At 56.4% G+C, this 23,084-nt stretch carries 26 protein-coding genes; all 26 read right to left on the reverse strand.

Translation table 11 applies throughout. The features are described from left to right. Nucleotides 1–789 (reverse strand): D-alanyl-D-alanine carboxypeptidase (locus tag JNK62_03845; GenBank protein ID MBL8158637.1); only part of this gene is annotated, 789 nt, incomplete at its 3' end. Then, nucleotides 743–1,324 carry an SMC-Scp complex subunit ScpB gene (locus tag JNK62_03850; protein MBL8158638.1) on the reverse strand — a complete coding sequence of 194 codons (582 nt, stop codon included), beginning with the start codon at nucleotides 1,322–1,324 and terminating at the stop codon, nucleotides 743–745. The genes JNK62_03850 and JNK62_03845, both read right to left, overlap by 47 nt. Then, nucleotides 1,317–2,063 carry a segregation/condensation protein A gene (locus JNK62_03855; protein MBL8158639.1) on the reverse strand — a complete coding sequence of 249 codons (747 nt, stop codon included), beginning with the start codon at nucleotides 2,061–2,063 and terminating at the stop codon, nucleotides 1,317–1,319. The genes JNK62_03850 and JNK62_03855 overlap by 8 nt, the downstream gene beginning before the upstream one ends. A 17-nt stretch (nucleotides 2,064–2,080) precedes the next feature. Further along, a complete protein-coding gene (gene aspS / locus JNK62_03860; protein ID MBL8158640.1) occupies nucleotides 2,081–3,412 on the reverse strand; it encodes an aspartate--tRNA(Asn) ligase in 1,332 nt (443 codons plus the stop codon). A 2-nt stretch (nucleotides 3,413–3,414) separates the two neighbouring features. Then, nucleotides 3,415–4,350, reverse strand: coding sequence for a tryptophan--tRNA ligase (gene trpS / locus JNK62_03865; protein ID MBL8158641.1), 936 nt, complete (start codon nucleotides 4,348–4,350; stop codon nucleotides 3,415–3,417). Nucleotides 4,351–4,389: 39 nt separating this feature from the next. Continuing rightward, the gene (locus JNK62_03870) at nucleotides 4,390–6,186 is read right to left on the reverse strand and encodes a hypothetical protein (protein MBL8158642.1); all 1,797 of its coding nucleotides are present in this window, start codon (nucleotides 6,184–6,186) and stop codon (nucleotides 4,390–4,392) included. A gap of 13 nt (nucleotides 6,187–6,199) precedes the next feature. Beyond that, the gene (locus JNK62_03875) at nucleotides 6,200–6,727 is read right to left on the reverse strand and encodes an SET domain-containing protein-lysine N-methyltransferase (protein MBL8158643.1); all 528 of its coding nucleotides are present in this window, start codon (nucleotides 6,725–6,727) and stop codon (nucleotides 6,200–6,202) included. Between the two features lie 75 nt (nucleotides 6,728–6,802). Next, the gene (locus JNK62_03880; GenBank protein MBL8158644.1) at nucleotides 6,803–7,513 is read right to left on the reverse strand and encodes a hypothetical protein; all 711 of its coding nucleotides are present in this window, start codon (nucleotides 7,511–7,513) and stop codon (nucleotides 6,803–6,805) included. An 85-nt stretch (nucleotides 7,514–7,598) separates the two neighbouring features. Then, complete coding sequence (locus tag JNK62_03885) at nucleotides 7,599–8,093, reverse strand: hypothetical protein (protein ID MBL8158645.1); 495 nt, start codon at nucleotides 8,091–8,093, stop codon at nucleotides 7,599–7,601. Nucleotides 8,094–8,144: 51 nt separating this feature from the next. Continuing rightward, nucleotides 8,145–9,203: a molecular chaperone DnaJ gene (gene dnaJ / locus JNK62_03890; GenBank protein ID MBL8158646.1), complete on the reverse strand. Its 1,059-nt coding sequence runs from the start codon at nucleotides 9,201–9,203 to the stop codon at nucleotides 8,145–8,147. Between the two features lie 179 nt (nucleotides 9,204–9,382). Then, the gene (gene dnaK / locus JNK62_03895; protein MBL8158647.1) at nucleotides 9,383–11,248 is read right to left on the reverse strand and encodes a molecular chaperone DnaK; all 1,866 of its coding nucleotides are present in this window, start codon (nucleotides 11,246–11,248) and stop codon (nucleotides 9,383–9,385) included. Between the two features lie 74 nt (nucleotides 11,249–11,322). After that, complete coding sequence (locus JNK62_03900) at nucleotides 11,323–11,859, reverse strand: nucleotide exchange factor GrpE (GenBank protein MBL8158648.1); 537 nt, start codon at nucleotides 11,857–11,859, stop codon at nucleotides 11,323–11,325. A 69-nt stretch (nucleotides 11,860–11,928) separates the two neighbouring features. Beyond that, nucleotides 11,929–12,321, reverse strand: coding sequence for a 30S ribosomal protein S9 (rpsI, locus tag JNK62_03905; protein MBL8158649.1), 393 nt, complete (start codon nucleotides 12,319–12,321; stop codon nucleotides 11,929–11,931). A 26-nt stretch (nucleotides 12,322–12,347) separates the two neighbouring features. Beyond that, nucleotides 12,348–12,713, reverse strand: coding sequence for a 50S ribosomal protein L13 (rplM, locus tag JNK62_03910; GenBank protein MBL8158650.1), 366 nt, complete (start codon nucleotides 12,711–12,713; stop codon nucleotides 12,348–12,350). A 5-nt stretch (nucleotides 12,714–12,718) separates the two neighbouring features. After that, nucleotides 12,719–13,072, reverse strand: a complete 354-nt coding sequence (gene rplQ / locus JNK62_03915) for a 50S ribosomal protein L17 (protein ID MBL8158651.1) — start codon at nucleotides 13,070–13,072, stop codon at nucleotides 12,719–12,721. Nucleotides 13,073–13,093: 21 nt separating this feature from the next. Next, nucleotides 13,094–14,062: a DNA-directed RNA polymerase subunit alpha gene (locus JNK62_03920; GenBank protein MBL8158652.1), complete on the reverse strand. Its 969-nt coding sequence runs from the start codon at nucleotides 14,060–14,062 to the stop codon at nucleotides 13,094–13,096. Nucleotides 14,063–14,109: 47 nt separating this feature from the next. Further along, nucleotides 14,110–14,718 (reverse strand): 30S ribosomal protein S4, encoded by a 609-nt coding sequence (gene rpsD / locus JNK62_03925; GenBank protein MBL8158653.1) that lies wholly within the window; start codon nucleotides 14,716–14,718, stop codon nucleotides 14,110–14,112. A gap of 5 nt (nucleotides 14,719–14,723) precedes the next feature. Then, the gene (gene rpsK, locus JNK62_03930) at nucleotides 14,724–15,158 is read right to left on the reverse strand and encodes a 30S ribosomal protein S11 (protein MBL8158654.1); all 435 of its coding nucleotides are present in this window, start codon (nucleotides 15,156–15,158) and stop codon (nucleotides 14,724–14,726) included. A 40-nt stretch (nucleotides 15,159–15,198) separates the two neighbouring features. Continuing rightward, nucleotides 15,199–15,582, reverse strand: a complete 384-nt coding sequence (gene rpsM, locus JNK62_03935) for a 30S ribosomal protein S13 (protein ID MBL8158655.1) — start codon at nucleotides 15,580–15,582, stop codon at nucleotides 15,199–15,201. 9 nt (nucleotides 15,583–15,591) lie between these two features. Next, the gene (gene rpmJ, locus JNK62_03940; protein MBL8158656.1) at nucleotides 15,592–15,705 is read right to left on the reverse strand and encodes a 50S ribosomal protein L36; all 114 of its coding nucleotides are present in this window, start codon (nucleotides 15,703–15,705) and stop codon (nucleotides 15,592–15,594) included. Between the two features lie 20 nt (nucleotides 15,706–15,725). Continuing rightward, complete coding sequence (gene infA, locus JNK62_03945; GenBank protein ID MBL8158657.1) at nucleotides 15,726–15,932, reverse strand: translation initiation factor IF-1; 207 nt, start codon at nucleotides 15,930–15,932, stop codon at nucleotides 15,726–15,728. 144 nt (nucleotides 15,933–16,076) lie between these two features. Further along, nucleotides 16,077–17,423, reverse strand: coding sequence for a baseplate J/gp47 family protein (locus tag JNK62_03950; GenBank protein MBL8158658.1), 1,347 nt, complete (start codon nucleotides 17,421–17,423; stop codon nucleotides 16,077–16,079). Nucleotides 17,424–17,453: 30 nt separating this feature from the next. After that, nucleotides 17,454–18,596 (reverse strand): hypothetical protein, encoded by a 1,143-nt coding sequence (locus JNK62_03955; GenBank protein ID MBL8158659.1) that lies wholly within the window; start codon nucleotides 18,594–18,596, stop codon nucleotides 17,454–17,456. Nucleotides 18,597–18,749: 153 nt separating this feature from the next. Beyond that, a complete protein-coding gene (locus JNK62_03960; protein ID MBL8158660.1) occupies nucleotides 18,750–20,669 on the reverse strand; it encodes an alanine--tRNA ligase in 1,920 nt (639 codons plus the stop codon). A gap of 9 nt (nucleotides 20,670–20,678) precedes the next feature. Further along, the gene (locus JNK62_03965) at nucleotides 20,679–22,718 is read right to left on the reverse strand and encodes a S9 family peptidase (protein ID MBL8158661.1); all 2,040 of its coding nucleotides are present in this window, start codon (nucleotides 22,716–22,718) and stop codon (nucleotides 20,679–20,681) included. Between the two features lie 53 nt (nucleotides 22,719–22,771). Beyond that, nucleotides 22,772–23,080 (reverse strand): MGMT family protein, encoded by a 309-nt coding sequence (locus JNK62_03970; protein ID MBL8158662.1) that lies wholly within the window; start codon nucleotides 23,078–23,080, stop codon nucleotides 22,772–22,774. Between the last annotated feature and the right edge of the window lie 4 nt (nucleotides 23,081–23,084).

The following is a 23,084-nucleotide window of genomic DNA, read 5'->3' on the forward strand; positions in this document are numbered from 1 at the left end:
TTCTCGATCGGTGCGGAGTGCATAGGAAAAGAGGGTCGCGATGTCTTTGGCGGAGCCGAGTGCGCCTGCTTGCGTGATGCTCTCATCAAGTCCGCTCGGATTGAGGAAATAGGTCGACTCCATGCCGAGGTCCTTGGCGAGTTTATTCATGCGCCAGATGACCACCCGTTCTGCCGGTGCCTCAGGATATTTCGCACGGATGCCTTCTTCTGCTGCCTCAGCAAGCGCTTCCGCGGCGGTGTTCGAAGAGGCGATGAGGAGGTAATCGAGCAGTTCGCGCACCTTCCATTCCTCACCATAGGTAAGCCCTCCTCCTCCCTTTTCGACGGCTGCTCGCGAGATCATTACGGTGCCATCCATCGGAAGGACTTCGGAAACCGCGAGTGCGAGCACGACCTTCGTAATAGAGGCGAGCGGAAGCTGGGCGTCAGGATTCTTGGAATACAGCACGCGATCATTCGTGCCGTCGATGACGTAGACACCCTTCGCGGAAAGCTGGATTCCTTCAAATGCGTCCGGCTGCGTCGAATGTGCCGCCGCTACCTGTACTTGCGGCGTGGAGACATCAAACGGTGGCAGATACGCGGTCACGAGCGCCATGCCGGTGAGGATGCTTACCGCAAGGAAGGAGCCGCCGACGAGCATCTGGCGAAGCGGTGGCGCGGCAAGAAGGACCGGCTGGGTCGGCGTTGGTGTCTGCACTACCGGTTCCGGAGTCGGTGTTTCCGGAATGTAGTGCAGCTCAGGCTGCGTGTCCGCCTGCTGGTTCTGTTCCTGCTGTGGCTCCATGATCGTTCAGTCCTGCCTTGAATGCAGAGAGTTCGGGTGCGATTGTACCATATTCCGGCAGCTCTTCCCGGTTACCCACACCGAGATGTGCGAGCAGTTCCGTTGTCGTCCGGTAGATATATTCGCGGCCATCCTCGGGATTTCCCGCGCGTTCGATAAGGCCACGGGTAAGAAGTGTGCGGATGGTGGATGAAGAATTCACGCCGCGGATGTAGTCGATCTGCGCACGCGTCGACGGGCCCTCGTAGAGGAGGATCGCGAGGATTTCCAGTCCCGCTTCGCCGATGTTCTTCTCCTCATCTTCCTTGATGACCTTTACGACAGCGTCACGTGCTTCCGGCACGACCGCAAGTGAGACTTCCGTATCTGAGCGCACGATGCCGAGTCCGGTGCCCTCCAGTTTCTGGGCAAGTGCATCGAGATGCATCCGTATATCCCCTTCGCTCACGTCCAAAGACCGTGCGAGCGATTTATACGTGAGCGAACCGCCTTCCGAGAAAAGCAGCGCTTGGATCTGTTTGTGGAGTTCAGCCATAGCGTGGGAGACCTTCGACTTCGTCTGATTCGATCAGTATATCGCTGAAAAGCCGATCCTGCGTCACGGAAACGGAGCCGTGACGTACCAGCTCCAAGACGGCGAGGAAGTGGACGATCTTGTCAACGCGCGACGCGCCACGGGATATCTCGCTCCAGCGGGTGCGCGCTGCGGTCGCAAGTCGGTTTTTCAGATTCACGATCACATCTTCAAGTGCCAAGACCGGTGCAACGACGGCTTCACCGAGCTTGTTTACGCTCGGCAGCGAATTAAGGAGTTTCTGCGCGGCGCGGAGAATCGTCTCGCCCTTCGCCTCGCCCGGCGCGAAGGTGGCACGTTGCATGCCGATCGCTTTGGCGATATCCGGTGCGCGTCGTGCGAAAACATACGGATTCCTGCCCCAGACGCCGCGCAGCAGTTTTGTGGCCTTTCGTATGGCAGCGAGTCGTTGCAGGCGTCGCTCGAGTTCCTCGATCGAATGCTCTTCATCATCGGAAAGCTCGACTGTCGGCAAAAGCGAGCGGGATTTGATGAGGAGCAGTGTCGAGGCAACGAGAACGAATTGTGAGGTTTCGGAAAGCGGTAGTTCCGGAAGTTTTTCGACGTAGGCAAGATACGCGTCGCACACTTCGGCAAGTGAGACTTTCGAGACCGACATCTTGCGCTTCTCGATGAGATCAAGCAGCGTCTCGAGCGGCCCGGCGAAATGCTCGGTTTCTATGGAGAATTCCGGAGACATTCCGGATAGTCTAGCATCTATTCAGAAGAAAGACGGCCGTCGATTCGCGTCATATCGCGCGGGAATGCGGTCGATTCCTTGATATTCGCGAGCTCGAGCATGCGGCCGGTGAAGCGCTCCAATCCGGTCGAGCAGCCGCCGTGCGGCGGGATGCCGTATTTGAATGCCTGCAGATAGTATTCGAATTTCTCCGGATCCATGCCGCGCTCCCTGATGCGGGCGATGAGAGAGTCGTAGTTATGGATACGCTGCGCACCGCTGTTGATTTCGAGTCCACGGAACAGAAGATCGAATCCGCGTGAGAGCGGTGCCTCGGATGCATCTTCGTAGGTATAGAATGCGCGCTTCTTCGTGGGAAAACGCGTGATGAATACGAAGTCGGAGCCGAATTTCGCCTTCGCGTATTCGCAGATCTGACGCTCGTCTTCCGGCGCCATGTCATCAGTGTCCTCGATGGTGCGATTGTATTCCTTCGCGACGATTGCCTGTGCCTCCTGAAGCGTAAAGACCGGGAATTCGGCAGGCGCGAGCGGCACATCTACCTTGAATGCCTTGAAAATGTCCGCATGCTTCTCCCTCACTGCCTTCACGACGTCCTGGATAGTCGTCTGCAGTTCTTTCATGACTTCGGTTTCGTCCTTGATGAACGCCATCTCGAAGTCCATCTGGGTGATCTCGGAAATATGACGCGTGGTCGCGCTCTTCTCCGCGCGGAAGACCTTTGCGATCGTGAATGCACGCTCGAACGCGCCGGTCATGATCTGCTTGTAGAACTGCGGTGAAGTCGCGAGGTACGCAGCCTGCTCCTTGAAGTATTCGAGCTTGAAAACGGCTGCACCGCCTTCGGCATCACCGCCGACGATCGCGGGAGCGACGAATTCCGTGAATCCGCGAGATTTAAGAGAATTGCGGTATTCATCGAGGATGCTCGCTTGAAGGGTGAAGATCTGGCGCGTGCGTTCGCTCTTGAGCGTAAGCGGAAGGTTGTCGAGGTGCGTGTCGAGATTGAGTTCGACATGCAGTTCGAACGGGAGCGTATGCGCCGCATTTAAAATTTCGATGCCTTCGATCTGAAGTTCGATATCGCCATTCTGCTTCTCAGCCACGATGTTCTTCTCCGGTCGCTGGTTGACGATACCGGTCATGGAAACCGCACTCTCCACGTTGGTCTCCTTCGCAACGGCAATCGCTTCAGATTTCGGCAATACCACCCCCTGGATGGTTCCCGAACGGTCGCGGATATCGAAAAAGACCATCTTTCCCTGATCGCGGCGTACGGAGACCCAGCCATTGATGGTTACCGTCTCGCCCACGTGGTTTTTGAGGTCCCCGATAAGTACGCGTGTCATATCTACAGTGAGACGCCGACTTTAGCACGGATCTCCTTCATTTTGGAAGCCGCTTTCTCACGGGCCTTTGTGGAACCTTCATCCAGTACTTTCTTGACTTCTTCGTCAGATATGGCGTTACGCTTCTCGCGCATCGGGGCGATGAACGCCTCAAGATCCTCGATAAGCGCATCCTTGAGTGCCTTGTACTTGCCCTTATTCGCCTCGTAGAGTGGCGCAAGCTCGGCTTCCGTCTTCAGGAGCTTGTGGATCGCATAGACGTTCTCCGGCCTATCCCCCGCTGAATCGGTCACGATACTCATCACCGCCTTGGTGATCTCGTCTTTCGTACCGAAAAGCGGAATGGTATTGCCGTAGCTCTTCGACATCTTCTTACCATCGGTTCCGGGAACAATGGCGACTGATTTCTGGATCAATTCCTTCGGTTCTTTGAGTGTTTCGCCGAATGCGATGTTGAACTTCGAAGCTGCCTCGCGCGCATATTCGAGATGCTGACGCTGATCTTCACCTACCGGTACGACATCAGTGTCGTAAAGGAGGATATCCGCCGCCATCAGCATCGGATACGTGAAAAGTCCGGCATTCGGTTCAAGTCCTTTCGCTACTTTGTCTTTGTACGCGTGACCGAGTTCCAAGAAGGATACGCTGACGAGACATTCCAAAATCCAAGCGAGCTCCGTGTGTTCCTGCACCTGCGATTGCTGGAAGATGGTCGCCTTCGAGGGATCGATGCCGACGGCGAGATAGTCGCGGACGACGTTGCGGATGTTGGTACGCAGTTCATCGCCGTTCTTGAGCGAGGTGAGTGCGTGATAGTCGACCACCATGAGGTAGCTTTCGTAGCTGCCGTACATGTCCGCAAACGGTTTGAGTGCGCCGAAGTAATTACCGATGTGGAGTGCACCAGAGGGTTGAAGGCCTGTCAAAAGGCGTTGCATGGTCGCCATGATAGCAGGAAAAGCGCTACCGTTCACCTCTTACGCAGGTATCTCGACGATGAATTCCGACCCCGTGCCTTTGCCCTTCGAAACGGCCCAGATCTTGCCGCCGTGGGCTTCGGTGACCTGCTTCGCGATAAAGAGGCCGTAGCCGGTCGAATCCGCATTCACTTTCGTCGATTCCTTGCCGTGTCCGCCTTCGGTAAAGAGGTTCTTCATATCCTCCTTCGTGATACCGACGCCGGTATCCTTTACGGAGAAGTGAATTGTCTGTGCATTCCGTGAAAGACTCACATGGATGCCGCCTTGTAATGTGTAATGGATGGAATTATCTATGAGATTACGGATGACGTGGCGTCTGATTTTCGCTTCATCGCCTGTGAGTTTGTAATCTCCCGATGCTGCAGAGAAATCCAATGTGATGTTCTTCTTTTGCGCTGCTGGAAGCAGATCGTGTACCACTTCTTCGATGCTTGCCTTCAGATCAAACGGTTTTTTGTCGTACGCAACGGTTCCTTTGCGGAGATTCGATGCATCGAGGATGTCAGCGACCATGTCGACCCCTTTTCGCATATCGGCAAGACCGTTTTCGGCCATGCTGTGGAGCTGCGGGCTTACCTGACCATAATCACCCTGCATGATTCCCGCGAATGCGCCCTGGCTCTTGGCGAGATATCCCTTCACTTCGTGGCTGATGAAGGCGAGCAGGCTTTCCTGCTGTCGGTTGATGACTTTGAGTTCGCGTTCTTGTTTTTCGATGAGCTCCCGCTGCTCGATTTCCCTACGGACGCTGCGGACCAAGAGGCCTCCCATAAGTGCGAAGAAAAGAAGCGTCATGCCGATAACCGGTCGGGCACTTTCGATGGTCTCGAGAAGGAGTACGGAGAACAGGAGTATCCAGAGGCTTACGACCAATGCGGTCGTCGCGATGACGCGGACCTCGAATGCCTGGAACTGCACGATAAGATACGTGATGGCGCCGAGGAAGATCGGCATTCCGAAGAGGCCGTATTGTGCGACCGCCCAGTCTTCAGACAGGCTTCCGATGATGTTGCCCCATGAGAACGCAAGCAGGAAGAGCGTGAGTCCTGCTCCTAGTGAGAATATCTGTACGCGTCGTTCACCGCTTTCCGCCTGGATGATGCTGCGTGTGCCGAACACGATCATTCCGATCACAATAAGAAGCTCAACCAGATACACGTAGTACCACAAAACACCCTCAAGGGCTTCGCGGTCGCAGTTAGTGTAATCAAAACCGGTGAGATTCAATGCGGTGGGTGCAAGCACTATGACGGGCGCCAAGAGGGCTGCCGCGAATGACTTCCACGTATCCGGCACATCATCCCCGCGAACGAATACATACAAGAGATATGCGGCGCTCAGATATATCAGGAGGTCGAGATATATCTGCGCCGACCAGAAGAACATGATGATGTCGGGATTCGCATCAGCCCAGAGTATGAGATCGAACGCCGACCATGCGATGAAGGACAGCGAGAGGAATATGAATATCTTATTGAGCAGCTGCTGCCCATGTCCTTGTCGCCAAATAAGCAAGGCTAAGATCGCACAGGCGACCATCGGGAATACGTGCGAGTAATAGATGAGCGGCGAGAATACGTTGTCGGAGACGAAAAGAAGCGGGGCGGTATCCCAATCGCACTGCCGTGCATCCGCGGCTATTGCAGGTGCTGCCTGGCGTGCGTTGACTGTCTCGGTCTCGCTGACGAAGACCGGATAACTATCCGAGGCAACGTACTTATAGAAAAGCGCGCCGACGGAGAGTACGACGCCGATAATGACGAGACGAGCGAGCGTTGTGCTTCGCGACTCCATGACAATCAGCGTATCACGCCTTCGGTGCGCGTTTGACGCCTTTCCCCTGTTTGCGCATGCGGGTGTGGATGTGGTTGCGGATGTATGCGCGCTGGAAGTACCGCGGTACGTACGGCATGTGCTTGCGGAATACATCCTCAGGTACGGTATAGATGGCGCGGATATCCTTGCGACAGGTCTTTGCTCCACAGTGACAGGTGATGCTCCAGTACGGATCAGCGTCGGTCATCGAATAGTCGATGGTGATCTCACCTCCTTCCGGTATATCCTCCAGCGCAACCACCGTCTTTGTCCCGGTAATCGCGGCGCTTGGTTCGCAGGAATGATTGATGTAACGGAACGGCGTCCCCTCGGTATTGATCCATGAGAATTTACCGGTACCGATCCAATGTTCGATTTCACGGGAGTCTCGCTCGCTCTTGGTAACCTTCTTTTCACGCTTACCGTTGATGTATTGGATCTTCTCCCCCTTCTTGATCGGTTCGTCGGCGAAAAGGCCTTTGCCATGTATGCCGCTTTCGCGAACCGAAATCTTCTTCATAACGACAAACTATACCGGACCATAATTTTCCAGCAAATAGAAAACAGCCGTATCCAACGGATACGGCTGTTGAGTTTATGCGACAACGCGTCGCATCGAGCTTCGCGCCAAGACAGCGACGAGCCCGTGCAGAATTGTGCAGAGTACCGGATAGATCATCAGTTCCGTGAGCATCGTGCCTTCGCTTTGGAGGGTCGCGATGCCCAGCGTGATGTAGGACAGTGTCCACACCGTCCATGCGGGCGCGTATTCTTCGCTCGGATTCCTGAACGTTGCGATTATGAGCGGCGCGAACGCCGTCACGGTCGTCATGTTCGAGAAAATGAGGAAGAGATGTGCGGCCTCTTCCCTATCGGCCTCGGTGAATGTCTCGATGAGTCCATAGGTGGCGATACACCATGCGCTTACATAGGCGATCGTGAGCAGGATGTCGAGGATGAACGCAATGCGATCCTCCCATGCATCCGGCCACCGCAGCGTTCCTCGCCGCCAGCAGATGAGCGCAACCCAGATACTGAGAAGCGCACAGGCGATCGGTGTAAGCAGCAGGTACCACTCTGCGTCCTTATCGAACTCGAGAACCGTGAGGAGTGTCGTGCCGTACGCGAACATGAACCACGTCGATGGGTTCGGATCGAATCCATCGACGAGCGCATGGCGGATATATATCCAATACCCGAGGATCATGAGAGCGCTTGAGATGTATCCGAGACGGATAGCATCGAGAGCGAGTACATGATCCGAGAAAAGACGCAGCGTCAGCTGCATCGTCTCCAGTCCACTCATCGGTTATCTCCCTCGTTGAAATGAACCTGTGTCCGCGAAATGCGGACCTAGGGAAAGTATATCACATTATTGAGTTTTTGTCCAGTTATCCCCGTGCGAATGCGAGGGCTGCGTAGGAGCCTATGAGCCAGATAAGGCGGTATTGCTCGCTGAAAACAGCCTGGATCTTGGGACTGAGCTGCCAGATCTCGCTTGTCATAGGCAACTGCAGCCAGACGACGATAAGTACCGCGGTTGCAGCGCCGCCTGCAAGCAGTGCCTGGATCGGCTCTCCGGTTCCACTTTCTATGTATTCAAGTGCAATGCGACGAACGATGAGGTAGGTGATGAAGGCGATCGCGCCGAAGGTGGCGAGCTGCATATTTGGAGATGCGTTCAGTACTGAAACTGCACCAAGGCCGACGGTTGATGGCACGAGCGCATACAACAGTGTCGACATCGGAAGCGCGAGCGAGATCGCACAGGCGCGGCCGATGCCGCTGCGCAGCGAATCAAGTGCGATAAGGAGAAGGAATCCGCCGAGCGCGAACCAATCATACGGGACTCCGGTAAAAGCCCCCGTTACCGAACTCACATCCATCAAATAAGTATATCGCGCCCGTTCACACGCGGATGGAACGAGCGTGAACAACTAGATTCCCTCTTTACGGAGCTGCTCGATCGCCTCTTTCGCTTTCTTGGAGAGCTTCTTCGGGAATTCGATATCAACGCGCACCAGAAGATCGCCACGCCCACCGCGATGCGAAGGTACGCCCTTGCCGCGGATGCGGAGGAATTCGCCCTGACTTACGCCTTGCGGGATCGCGAGCGTCGTTTCGCCGTCGAGCGTCTGGATGCGGTATTCGGAGCCGAGGAGCGCATCGGAGAGCTTGATGGAAAGCGCGGTGACAAGATTCATGCCGTCGCGGGTGAAAAGCTTGTCCTGACGGACATGGATCTTCACGTAGAGATCCCCTGCAGGGACTCCGGTAGCCGCTTCGCCGCGGCCCGGCATGCGGATCATCTCGCCGTTTTCCGCTCCTGCAGGAATGACGACGTGTACCTCTTCCTGCTTCTTGAGTACGCCCTCGCCGTGACACGCGGTGCAGGTTTCCTTCGGGACTTCGCCGCGGCCTTTGCAGGTCGGACAGCTGCGCGCAGAGGTAAAGGTGCCGAAGAAGGTATTGCGGCTTTCCTTTATCTGACCCTTTCCGTTGCACGCCGCACACGTGACGGTGCCGGAGCCCTTCTTGGCGCCGGTGCCGGAGCATGTATCACACTGGCCGAGTTTCGAGATAAGGATGCGGCGTTCGGTGCCGAAGATGGCATCACGGAACGGGATCTCGACATCGATCGAGATGTCGCGACCGCGGCGCGTACGGCGTCCGCCACCACCGAAGACATCGCTGAAGATATCCCCGAGATCGAATTCGACGCCGCCGTTCTGGAATCCTTCAAAGCCGGCGAAATTCGAGAAATCAAAACCTCCTGCGGATGCGCCACCGGAGAATGTCCTGCCGTAGGTATCGTATTCGGCGCGCTTCTTCCTATCGGAGAGTACTGCGTACGCCTCGCTCGCTTCCTTGAACTTCGCTTCGTCACCTCCTTTCTTATCAGGGTGATACTTGTGTGCCAGCGTGCGGAACGCCTTCTTGATCTCCTCTTCGCTTGCTGATTTCGAAACGCCGAGGATCGAGTAGTAATCTTTCATGCGGTGCATTATAGCCGCGGTTACCAGCGCGGCAAGCGCTGCCGTTCATCTACTACGTTCGCTTGATATGTATTTCTTGCGGTCGCTGTCTGCGCCTGCTGGCGCAGCGCTCAGTCTCGGCCCCGTCGGGCCTGCGAAGACCGCAAGAAACACATATCTGCGCTCTCTCCTTTCAAAGTTTAGGCTTGTGGACCGCTCTGCGATGATTCTGGACCCTGTTCAGGCGGCTTCTGATCGCTCTGCTGAGCTTTCTGCATGGCTTCGCCGATCGCGCTCATGGCCGTCGAGAGTTCTTCGGTGGCTTTTTTCATCGCGTCAGCGTCGGTGCCGTTGCGTGCTGTTTTGAGCGCGTCGATCTTCGACTGCACATTGGTGCGGATATCCTCGCTCACCTTATCACCGTGCTCCTTAAGTGCCTTTTCTGCCGCGTAGGCCACTTGATCCGCGGCATTCTGGAGTTCGATAAGCTCTTTCTTCTGCTTATCTGCTTCGGCATTCGCCTCGGCATCTGCGCGCATCTTCTCGATATCCTGATCAGTGAGGCCGGAACGCTGTTCGATGCGGATGGACTGTTCCTTGCCGGAGGTCTTGTCCTTCGCTTTCACGCTGAGGATACCGTTCGCGTCGATATCGAACGTGACTTCGATCTGCGGCGTGCCGCGCGGAGCCGGCGGAATGCCATCAAGATTGAATTTGCCGAGGGATTTGTTGTCGTTTGCCATCGGGCGCTCGCCTTGGACGATATGGATCTCGACTGACGGCTGATTGTCAGCAGCGGTCGAGAAGACCTGCGACTTCGAGGTCGGGATCGTCGTATTGCGTTCGATGAGTTTCGTCGCGACACCGCCAAGCGTCTCGATGCCGAGCGAGAGCGGGATGACATCAAGGAGAAGGACGTCCTTCACGTCTCCCTGAAGGATGCCGCCCTGGATCGCGGCACCGAGAGCGACCACTTCATCCGGATTCACGCTCATGTTCGGCTTCTTGTTGAAGAATTTCTCCACCGCACTCTGGATAGCCGGCATGCGTGTCTGACCACCGACGAGGATGACTTCGTGGATATCCCCTACCTTGAACGGTGACGCATCCATCGCGCGCTTGGTGATGTCCATCGCACGCTTCACGAATTCGTCGGAGAGTTCTTCAAGCTTCGCGCGGGTCATCTTCACGAGGAGGTGGCGTGGACCCGATGCATCGGAAGTGATGAATGGGATGTTGACTTCAGTTTCCACTGCGGTCGACAGTTCGATCTTCGCCTTTTCTGCGGCCTCATCGAGTCGCTGGCGCGCCAAAGGGTCATTGCGGACGTCGATGCCGCTCTCCTTCTTGAACTCCTCCGCGAGCCAATTGATGATGGTCTGGTCGATGTCTTTGCCGCCGAGATGCGCGTCCCCGTCGGTCGAGCGCACTTCGATGACGTCATCGCCCACCTCGAGCACTGAGATATCGAAGGTTCCACCGCCGAAGTCGAAGACGACGATCTTCTCGTCCTTCTTCTTGTTGAAGCCGTAGGCGAGCGCAGCCGCGGTCGGTTCGTTGATGATGCGCTTCACATCAAGTCCGGCGATGCGTCCTGCATCCTTGGTTGCGGCACGCTGCGCGTCGTTGAAGTACGCGGGAACGGTGATAACCGCCTCGGTTATCGTCTCGCCAAGCTTCGCTTCGGCATCTGCCTTCAGTTTCTGGAGGATCATCGCGGAGATCTCCTCAGGAGAAGACCACTTGTCGCCCATTTTCACTTCGATGCCGCCATTCGCACTCTTCTGCATCTCGAACGGGACGACCGCTTTGTCTTTCTGCACGTTCGCCTCGTCAAAGGTGTGGCCGATGAAGCGCTTGATCTGATAGACCGTGTTCTTCGGGTTGGTTACCGCCTGACGTCGCGCAAGAAGACCGACGAGGCGTTCGTTGTTTTTTGAGATAGAGACGACCGAGGGGGTCGTGCGGGCGCCTTCAGCGTTCTCAACGATGCGTGGCTCGCCGCCTTCGACGATGGCCATCGCCGAGTTGGTAGTTCCGAGATCGATTCCGAGGATTTTTGCCATAAGAACAATTGGTTACATTACTTTTGTAATGAAAGTGTTGCAGATATAACGCATTTTTATCTCTTTGTCAAATATTATCGGTAGATTGTCACTTGTGCCGGACGCAGTATGCGCGATTTCGTCCGGTATCCGCATCGAAGAACCTTGGCTATCGTGTGCGATTCACCTCCCCCGCGCTCTTCGATGGCTTCGTGGATCGACGGATCGAAATCCTCACCCTCTTTTCCGTATATCTCGATACCATGCGCTTGTAAAACACCTTGTAATTGGCTGTAGATGCTCTCGACGCCGATTCTCCAGGCGTTATCGACGTTCTTCCACGCATCGCTACGCATGGCCATATCGAAGCTATCAAGCGCAGGGATCAATTCCTCGACGAACGAGTCTTTCCCCGCATTTGCGGCACGCTGGAGGGCCTCCGCGGCGTCCTTTTTCGCATTGATGAGGTCGGCCTTCGCTCTCTGCCAGCCATCGAGATATTCCTGGCGCTCCTTCTTTACCTCAGCCAGCTCATCCTTAAGTTTCTGCATCTTCGCTTTTGCAGCGCCGACAGTCCCGAGCTCATCCTCGGGTTCAAAATCGATATCTTCGTGTTCATGGGAAGAAAACATACGCCGGCAGTATAGCATTTCAGGTTCTCTGCAAAAGAGAAAGACCGCTTTCGCGGTCTTTCTTGGAGATTAGCGCTTGGACCACTGCGGAGCACGGCGTGCGGCCTTGAGACCGAACTTCTTGCGCTCCTTTGCGCGTGGATCACGCTTGAGGAAGCCCTGGAGCTTCAGATCCTTGCGGAAGAGTGCGTCGACTTCGAGGAGTGCGCGGGAGACACCGAGACGGACCGCTTCAGCCTGCGACTTGAGACCGCCGCCCTTCACGACTGCGGTGACCGCGTAGGCGCCACCGACGGTCTTGAACGGAGCATTGATCGTCTCATGCATGATCGTGAGCGGGAAATAATCCGACGCTGCGCGATCATTGATCGTAAACGACGTCGTCTTCGCGCTCGAGATGCGGACACGTGCGGATGCTGTCTTGCGACGACCGACTGCTTCGAAGTATTTCTTGTCTGCCATAGGATTAAAGGTGATTGCCAAGACGGTTAGTCTGTAATTGTCAGACGCTTCAAGCGGCCGGTAAGCATCGTGTTGCGAGGAAGCATGCGCTGCACTGCCTTGCGGATAGCCGCGCCGTTGCCCTGACGACCGATGAGGGAGCCGAGGGATTCGATCTTGAGGCCGCCCGGATGACCCGAGTACTTGGTGTACTTCTTCTGGAGGCGCTTCTTCTCCGTCGTGCGGACTTTCTTCGCATTGCTGACGGTCACCTTCACGATCGATGCGATGTGCGGGGTGTAATCAGCCGAGGTCTTGCCCATGAGTGCCTTTGCAGCCTCAGAAGCGACACGACCGATGGTCTTGCCTGCTGCGTCGATCTCGTAGGTGCGCTGGATAGGTGTAGTAGCCATACAAATTATGCGACGAATTCAATACGAGACATGTCCGCGACGCGCTTACCGATGCGACCGAGGCGTACGATGCGGGTGTATCCGCCTGCACGCGATGCGTAGCGCTTCGAATACTCGTCGTGAAGCTTCTTAACCGCCTCAGCAGAACCGATGCGGGTCATGACGGTTCGGCGGCTGGCGACCGTGCCCTTCTTCGACTCGGTGACGAGCTTCTCGATGAACGGACGGAGTTCCTTTGCCTTTGCAGAAGTGGTCGTGATGCCGTTCTCAAGCACCAAGGAGCGCGCAAGCGACTTAAGCAACGCAACGCGCTGGTTCTTAGGTCGGTTGAATGTTCGGCGTTTCTTGTGGTGCTTCATAAAGGTTGTGAGGACCGTATCTTACTGCGAACGGAGCGTAAGTCCAAGGTTTGAGAGTGCGCGCTTGATATCCTGGAGACCTTTCTGGCCGAGGCCTTCGATCGCCAAGAGATCATCCTCACGCTTGCGGACGAGGCCGCCCACGGTGCGGATGGATGCGTTATCAAGTGCCTGTTCGACGCGCTGCGGGAGATTCATCTCCGTGATACGGGTCTTGAGCATCTCGGAATCCTGCGACTTGTCGTCGCGGCGGAGGACGGCATCAACTTCCTCGATGACCTGCTCTTCGGAGACTTCCTCCTCCTTGAATCCGACGACCGCGCGGAGCTGGTGGATCATGGTCTCGATGGACTTCTCAAGCGCTTCACGAGCAGAGATGGTGCCATCGGTCTCGATGAGGATGCGGAGACGGTTGAAATCGGTACGATCACCGACGCGCATGTTCTCGACTTCGTAGTTCACACGGCGGATCGGAGAAAAGATCGCATCAAGTGCGATAGTGCCGATGTCCACGCGCTCCTTCTGGTGGACCTCCTTCGGGACGTAGCCCAAACCGCGTTCGACGCGGACTTCCATCTCGAGCGTGACCTTGCCGGTCACTTCGGCGATGTGCTGTTCCGGATTGAGGATCTCAACCTGACCTGGGAGCTGGAAATCAGCAGCGGTCACGGTCTTCGGGCCCTTTACGGAAAGCGTAAGGGTCTGCGGCTCATCCGAGGAGAGCTGGAGACGCATCTTGCGGACATTAAGAAGAAGCGTAACCACATCCTCCTTCACGCCTTCGATCGTGGAGAATTCGTGCGCAACGCCGGGGATCTTTACCGACGTGACTGCAGCGCCCGGGAGGGACGAGAGGATGATGCGGCGGAGCGAGTTGCCGAGCGTATAGCCGTAACCCGGATAAAGGCCGTCGATTTCATAGGTACCGCTGCGCTCTGCTTCAGAGACGACACGCGGCTTCGACGGGAGTGCGATATGGTAATCGAGCATATAAAAAGGGGCGCGACACTAGTAAAGCGCTTATAAATAGTATACCACTACCTGCTGTAAAACTCAAATACAGCTGGATAATCCAAGGGGATTTCCGTGGCTACATAGCTCGGTTCCCCTTCCACCTTCGCAACCATGGTCGGTGCGTCAACGGAAATCCACGTCGGAATGGCACGAGCCGAACCTTCGTTGCTGCTCATGTGAGCAAACAGCGGCGACTGGCGGGAGCCCTCGCGGACCGTGATGGTGTCACCCTTCTTGACGCGGTACGACGGGACGGTGATGCGGGTGCCGTTTACGAGCAAGTGGCCATGAGAGACCATCTGGCGAGCAGCGCGGCGGGTGCTCGCGAAGCCGGAACGGTAGGCGACGCTGTCCAAGCGGGTCTCAAGCGTGCGGTGCAAGGTTTCCGGTGGATTCTTCGTCTCGAATGCGCCCTCTGCATAGTTGGAGAGCTGCTTCTCGGAAATACCGTAGGTGAAGCGGACCTTCTGCTTCTCAAGGAGCTGACGGCCGTAGTCGGACTTGTTGCGACCGCGCGGCTTCTTCGTGCTCTTGCGAGCTTCAGCGAGCGCGAACTTCTGCGTCTGCGTCTGCTCGAAGATCGCCGATCCGAGGCGCTTCGCAATCTTGTACTTGGATTTGATCTGCAACATAGATATTAGATGCGGCGCGGCTTAGGCGGGCGCGGACCGTTGTGAGGAACCGGAGTATCGTCGGCGATGCGGGTGACTTCGATGCCCTTGCCGGCGAAACCACGAAGCGCGGATTCACGACCAGCACCAACACCACGGATGACGACGTCAACCTCTTTGCAGCCCATCATGGTTGCCTTCTCACCGAGAAGCTCCCCTACCTTGGCTGCTGCAAACGGAGTTCCCTTCTTTGCACCGGAGAAACCAAGTGCGCCAGACGAAGACCACGCGACCGCGTTGCCCTCCTTGTCTGCCAACGTGACCTTCGTGTTGTTGTAGGTCGCGTGGATGTGGAGCGTACCCGATGCGAGCGACTTCTTCGCGGTGCGCGCAAGAGATCGGGACTTGAGTCCCTGATCGACGGTACCTCCTGATTTTCGAATGATTCGTTTCTTTCCCATAGTGATTGGTGTTGGTGTTCTCTCGGTGCTCTATCCGGGTTTATGTCTTCTCCAGCTTACGGCGGCCGGATGTCATTGTTTTGCGGACGTTACCGCGGACGGTACGGGAGTTGGTCTTCGAAGTCTGGCCACGGACCGGAAGCTTCTTCATGTGACGGACGCCGCGGTGCGACTTGATGTCCTTGAGGCGACGGATGTTCGCGGAAATGCTGCGGCGGAGCTCTCCTTCGACGGTGAACTTCTCGATGGCTTCACGGAGCGCAGCCTCGTCCTTTGCAGAAAGTGCATCAGGCTTCATTCCCGGATCGATGCCGAGCGCTTCAAGCGTAGCCTTTGCGCGCGGACGACCGACGCCGTAAATGGCGGTAAGGCCGATGTCGAGGCGCTTCTTTTCCGGGATGGTGATTCCTGCGATACGTAACATGGTTGAAATTTAGCCCTGGCGCTGCTTGTGGCGAGGATTCTCGCAGATGACCCACAAAGCCCCGCGACGACGGACGTGGCGGCACTTGAGACAGATCTTCTTTACGGAAGCTTTAACGCGCATAGGTTTGAAAAACAGATCTGCTAGAACCGACGCGTAATCCGAGCTCGCCCACCATAGGGATCCAGTTGGAGAGAAACTTTATCTCCGACTAACACCTTAATCCTATGTAAACGCATCTTACCGGCTAGGTAGGCAAGCTTCAGCTCGCCGTCCGGCAGTTTGACCCGAAATAACGTATTCGGAAGGGCCTCTTCCACAATCCCTTCTACGACGTCCGGTTCCCCCATATCTGCGCTCGAAAGATTATCAGCGATTATCCGCAGAGTCAACCCCGTTAGAGAATTCAGGGCTGTGCTGCGGGCCAAATGGTATTGATAAGCGATTTTTCATGGTTAGTCTCGAATGGAGAGGTTCTCTAACGGGGTCAAGCGCTAAAACGGCTGAGGCGGGTCCTGGATCTCGATCTTGATCTTGGCTGGGTCCTGCGGGAAGGATTTCTGCCAGAACGGGGTGATTCGGGCCCGCGCCTCCTCGACCGCTGGGAAGCCTTGGATGATCGGCTGGAACGAAGACTCCTCCTTACCTGCCAAGGCCTGGGTAAGCGCCTGGGTATCGATATTCCATACAAGCTGGGCGGCGCCGGAAAGGCTGAAAACAAGGGGTTTCTGGCCCATCTCACCCAGTGCCAAGGTGGTAGAGGCCGTCCCGGTTATGCCAGGACTGAAGCGGATATCCATCTTCTGGCCTTCGGCACTTGCGCTCACCGCCTGACCGATGGCGGTCGCGAAGGCGTCCGCCGCGAAAACCGGCATGACCACGCTGGCCTTCTCGTGGATACGGACTCCTCCGCCCGGCTCCTGGGTAGGTGCAAGGGATTCAAACGAGATGTTCGCGAGGCCGGGGAACGCGATGGATCCTTCCGGTGCAGTAGTTGCAAGCTGCTGGGCCTTTTCGTTAAGTCGACCACGGACTTCCGATCGAGCTGCATCAAGAGTCGCCGGAGCAACGGCCGGTCGTTCACCTGAGAAACCTCCGGTAAATGGCGCCGTCGATTTCGCATACACGCCGTTATACATATCGGCGGTGGATTTGAGGCCGGGGAGCGTGAGCTTGTCCTGTGGTGGAAGGTTGTAGCTATCCCCGGTCTGGTCCGCGAATACGGTTACCTGAATCGTTCCAGGGCCCGCGGCGGTCTTACCCGGTACATCCACCGATGCGGGGATACGGTAGATGAGGCCATTTGCTGCCTGGAAGCGCGTATTCTTGATGAGACGCACCGGCTTATCGGAATATTCGTTATAGACCGTGACCGAACCGGTGGCTTTTTCGTCGACTTTCTCGATACCGTTCGCCGAGACGACCGTTGAGTCCTCGAAGACCTGCGAGACGACGCTGTAGCGGATCATATTCGGTGTCGCGCTCCCTTCCGGATATGCGGTGAACGATGTTGATGCATCAAAGGGCACCACTTGGGTGTGCGGGGTCACGGCGACGGACGTCGAGGGGAACAAAATGAGCGCCGCTGCGCCGCCAAGGATGACGAGCGAAATCCCTGCCGCGAGCCAGACACCCCACTTCCCTCGCTTGGGTTCGGAGTGATGTCGTTCGTGAGTCGGTGGAGGCGTGTGGCGGCCTGCCGAGTGGCGTTGCAGACGGACGCGGGACTGCGAAGGTCCGATATTGCGGATTGATCTCTCAGGTGCCATGCGTGGTTCGTCGATGTCTTCTATGCTTTCTTCGTGCGGTGAACGTATGTCCTGTCGGTAATTGCGTGGCATAGCGGAAACACAGGCCAGTATACCGCGAAATCACGGAGCGTGCGTCAGGATATTCACAGCGCCGGCCGCGATTCCGATCCCGGTATCGGCGGTCACACCCGCGTCCCAGTGGACCACGGAGCTGAGGTGTTCAGGCGAAAGCGGCTCAACGGTCAGTGGCTGGGTCGTCGCCGTGAACTGGGAGAAGTCGATACGTGAGAAAAAGCCCTGGAGCCATGGCGAGATTTCCGCCGGAGCGTTCAAGATGGCGCCATTCGGCAGACGTCGGATACCGGACAGCTTGGTGAACACTTCCCCGTACGCGCGTACTAATTCCGGCTCCGCTTTCGCCAAAGAATCCTTGATCGACTGGCAGGCTGCAGTCGAACAGGTGTCATTCGAGAGCATGCGCAGAAGGCCAAGGGTTTCCTCGGGGAGTCCCGTGGGCGCTACGCGCTTGATGAATGTCGAGACTCCCTCGGAGACAACCTCATGCTGGGTGATCGCATCCTTTCGCACGACCGTACATGAGGTGGTGGTGCTCCCGATATCGAAAAGGACGAAACGTTCTAATTCCGGGAAGTGCTCATGCATGACGGCAAGGAGCGTGCGCATGCTCGAATGAAGGGATGGAGTCCTTCCCGGCAGTAATTTTCCGAAAATACCGATGAGCGTCGCCTTAAACGATGCATCCAGATCGCTTTCATATGCGACCACGGCAATGGATTGGGCTTTTTTATTGACCGGCTTGTTGGTGTGGTAGCCGTTAAGGAAGACCTGGAGGACGCCGGCTTCAAGGGAGTTCGCTTTCTCGAGCTCGGACGGCTGTGCGAGCGCCTTCCGGGCCTCTTCGGCGATGAGATCCTTCGTGATAGGACGCGCTTCGGTAAATGCCTGTTCCGATCGTGCAGTGCGGAATCGGGTCCATGGACTGCGGACGATGATATGGATGTCTTCAGGAATCAGGGCGACGTTGGTAGGTGCCAGAAAGGCGGTAAGGGATTCTTCAAGCGATTTTGCGATCGCTGCCGCTGCTTGTTCACGCGTGCGGTCTTCGATGGGAAGTATCGTGCGAATCGAGCGGAGGATCTGAGCGGGCACGCCGTCTGAGAGCGTCGCTATCGCGAGCGCGAATGAACCATCGCCGACATCAGCGATGAGGACCGGTTTCCCTGCCGATCGTTTGGAAAACATTGCCAGAATTATACACGCTCCTGATAGAGCTGCGGTCCGGATGCGGGATATGCTCCTTCCGGGTAAACCCGTTTTTCCTAGTGAAAAAACGGGCAGGTCCTCGCCAGCTGCGGGGCCCCTCCAGGAACATATCCCGCAACCGTCCCTTCCCTTTTACTGGAGTATTCCTTTTATACGTCGTATTCCTGCAGCGACGGCCTCTTCTTTTTGGATCTTGAAGGTGCCACCCTTTTCGATTTCGGCGGTATTGGTGACGTGAGGTCCGCCGCAGAATTCGATCGAGAACGCTTTGTCGAACTGCGGATCTTCTTCCGTCGCGCCGACAGGGCCGAGGGAGTAGACGGAAACGACGTCAGGATACTTCGCGCCGAATTCGTGCTGTGCGTTCAGCTTTTCCGCCTCTTCCTTGCGCATGGTGGAGCGGGTCATCGGGAGATTTTCCTTGATGCGTTCGTTCACGATGCGTTCGACCTCTTTCTTTTGTTCATCGGTCATCTTCTCGCCGTGCGAGAAGTCGATGCGGAGGCGTTCGCTCGTGATATTCGAGCCGCGCTGCTTCACGTGATCGCCCAAGACGATCTGGAGCGCTTTGAGAAGAAGATGATGCGTCGTGTGGAGGCGGGTTGTGGCTTCCGACGCGTCTGCAAGGCCGCCCTTGAATTTCTGCTCCGAGCCAGAACGGGAAAGTTCGGAGTGCTTTCTCATAAGCTCCTTGAAGGCGAACTCGTCGACGGAGAGGCCCCGCTCGTTGGCGATCTCTTGGGTCATCTCAAACGGGAATCCATACGTCGTAAAGAGCGTGAACGCCTGTTCACCGCTGATATTTCCTTCGGTCATCTTCTCGAATTCCTTCATGCCGAGGGAGAGCGTCTTCGCGAACTGCTTTTCCTCCTCCCAGATCGTGTTCTTGATGTGCTGGAACGGGGCATCACCCTGCAATTCAGGATATGCCGCCTGGTATTTCTCGATGTAGATGGTTGCGGCACGCACGAGCATGCTGTCGTCTGCCTGAGAATCGGCAAGGCCGAGCTTCATCACGTGCTGCGAAGCGCGGCGGATGAGGCGGCGTAACACATAGCCCTGTTCGGTGTTCGATGGCTTCACGCCGTCGTTGATCATGAAAGTGGCGGCACGGACATGGTCGGCGATGATGCGGAATGATCGGATGTAGCGATCGTCGCGATATTCCTTTCCGGAGAATTTCTCCAAGAGCGCGATCGCATCACTGAAGACATCGGTCGCGAAGACGTCGGCATTGTCATTGGCTGCTGCAACGATGCGCTCGAGTCCGCCCCCGAAATCGACATTACGCTTCGGAAGCAGCTCGAATCCGTTCTCAGTCTTGAGGAATTGCATGAACACCGAGTTCCCGATCTCCATGAAGCGGCCGCAATCGCAGTTCGGATGGCATTCAGCACCGAATTTCGGATCGTGCTCCGTACCGAAATCATAGAACAGTTCGGAATCCGGTCCGCCCGGTTCCCCTGCCGGCATTGTGTCGGGAGTTCCTGCGCGCGACCACCAATTCTTCTTGGCGTCGTAGTAGAAGATGCGTCCACCGCGCATACCGAGACGCGAGCCGTCGGCTTCAGAACCCATCTCGATATCCTTCGCTTCGATTCCTTTCTCAGCGAAGAGTTTTTTCCAGATTTCAGCAGCTTCGGTATCCTTTGCAAGGCCGTTTTTCTCATCACCGGCGAACACGGTGGCGTAGAGCTTCTGCGGATCGAGACCTACCGCGTCGGTCAGGAATCCGAAAACCCATGGGAGCTGTTCTTCCTTGAAATAATCCCCCAACGACCAGTTGCCGAGCATCTCGAAAAAGGTGGTATGACGATTGTCCCCCACCTCGTCGATGTCTTCTGCGCGGAATGAGCGCTGCGAATCCGCCAAACGCGTGCCTTCCGGATGGTCTTTACCCAAGAGATAGGGCACCAAGGGCTGCATGCCGGAGCCCGTGAAGAGCGTCGTCGGGTCGTTTTGAGGAAGGAGTGAGGCAGATGGAAGGATGACGTGTCCGCGTTCGCGGTAATACTCGAGGAATGCCGTGCGGACGTCGTTGAGCGTCTTCATGGCGGAATACTACCGTCTTTCCTTCATCGTTTCCAGCAAGAATGCGTAATCGAATGCGCGTTCCTTGATCCATTCGTAGCGGCCGCTCTTGCCGAAGTGTCCGCCTTCGGTCTCGATCTTGAAAAGAAGCGGATTGGTATCGGTCTTGTGTGCACGAAGGCGTGCGACCCACTTTGCCGCTTCCCAGTATGGTGTGCGGATATCCTGCATCGAGGCGCGCACGAGTACCGGCGGATAGTCCGTCGCGCGGACGTTCTCGTACGGGGATTGTTTCAAGATGTAGTGATACTGCTTCTTGATGCGCGGGTTGCCGATCTCGTCGTAATGGAGGCGCGTACCGCCGAGATTCTCATCGAGAAGCGAGGTGATGAGATCCGCCGCCGGGACGTAGACGACGGCTGCGCCGAAGAGTTCCGGCTCACGGTTCAAAACTTGCCCCATGAGCATGCCGCCGGCAGAGCCGCCCGTGATGGCGAGCTTCTCGCGTGTCGTGTAGCCCTGCTTCACGAGGTATTTCGCGACTGCGATGAAGTCATCGCCGGTGCGATGCTTCGTCATGAGGTGTGCATCCTTGTGCCACTTCCATCCCATTTCGCCGCCGCCGCGTGGATGTGCGAGCGCGAAGACCCAACCGCGTTCCAAGAGCGAGAGTCGTGCGACAGAAAAGTGGGGGTCGTTGGAAATACCGTATGAACCATACGCCTCGAGAAGGAGCGGCGCCTTCTTCTTGACGTTCTTCTTATAGACGAGGACGACCGGGATCTTCACGTCGCCGTTTTTCACCCAGACACGCTTCGAGACGTAGTTGTTCTTGTGATAGAACGGCACCTCCTGCTTCTTGCGCACGGTGAATGCCTTGGCAACGACATCGTAATCGAAGGCGGTACGCGGCGTGATGAAGGAATCGTACGTGATGCGCACCGTCGTCGATTCGTACTCGATGTTGTCCCAGAATGCGACCGTATGGCCTTCTTCAGGAAAGACCACCTTCTCCCGCTCGCCTTCAGGTGACGAGATATACACCTCTTCGGAACCGTTCTCGCGGATGATGAGCGCGAGGAACGATGAGAACGGGGCGAGACCGCTGATGGAGCGTGAGATATCGTGCTTGAGCCACGTCTTCCAGTTGATCTTGTGCGGCTTCTGCACCGGCGTGCGCATGATCTTGTAGTTCACCGCATTCTCGTTGGTCGTGATGTAGAAAAAGCCCGCGTGATGTTCCACGTAGTAGCGCACCTTCGCGCGGCGCTCGGCGATAAGCTGCGGCTCCGCGAGCGGTTCCATCGCCGGGATAAAGCGCGCTTCGGTCATCGTGTAGTTCGCCGCATAGATGAACAGGAACTCGCGGCTGCGGCTCTTCCCGAGTGCGACGTACCACTGCGGATCCTTCTCTTCGTAGATGAGGACATCCTCCGACTGATCGGTACCGAGACGATGTCGATAGATCCTTCGCGGCGGATGCGGATGGTCTTCCTTCGAGTAGAAGATGTACTGCCCATCCTCAGACCATTCCATATCGGCGACTGAACTGATCGTCTCACCGAAAATCTCCCCCGACTCGAGGTTCTTGATGTACATCGTGTGGTCTTCGTTGCCCTTCGTGTCGATCGAGTATGCGACGAGACGATGGTCCGGACTCACTTCGATGTCTCCTAAAGAAAAATACTCGGATGCTTTCGCGAGAGAGTTCTCGTCGAGGATGATCTGCTCTTTTCCGCGCTCGCCCTCACGTCGGCAGTGGATCGCGTACTGTTTTCCTTTCTTGGTGCGCACGTAATAGGTGTACGGCCCCTGCTTCACCGGTACCGACATATCGTTCTCCGTGATGCGGGCACGGATCTCCTTATAGAGCTGCTTCTGAAGCTTCTGCGATGCACGCATGCTGCGCTCCGCGTGGGCATTTTCGTTCTTCAGGTGCTCAAGAACAGCGGGGTCCTTGGCGTCCTGAAGCCATTCATACTCGTCCACACGGCGGTGGCCATGAAGAACGTGTTCCTGCGGCTTGGCAGGAGCAAAAGGACCCTTTTGAAGGAGTGGTTTCCCAGACATATTCGGACTCTACCACTGGAGCCGGAAAATTGACAAAACGCCGAATCCTGTTGTTATGCGATCGCGCCTTCGCGACGAAGTATCTCACGCTTGCGATCCCTTCCTCCGCGATTGTAGTTCCCCAAGCCGCCGTCGGATCGCACGACGCGATGGCACGGAACATCTTCGAGATAATTAGTGCGCATGACCGCACCGACGGCGCGCGCCGCCTTGGCATTTCCCGCCTTCGTTGCGACTTCCTTATAGGTCATGGTCTTCCCTTCGGGGATCTTCCTCACGACGTCGCGTACTTTGTCTGCAAAGGATTTCACCCCGTTAGAAATATGACGCTGACGTCGAACACGCCTTAGAGACGGTTGCATATTT

This window comes from bacterium, assembly GCA_016789445.1.
In the GTDB taxonomy this organism is placed as follows: domain Bacteria; phylum Patescibacteriota; class Minisyncoccia; order Phycocordibacterales; family UBA2100; genus UBA10103.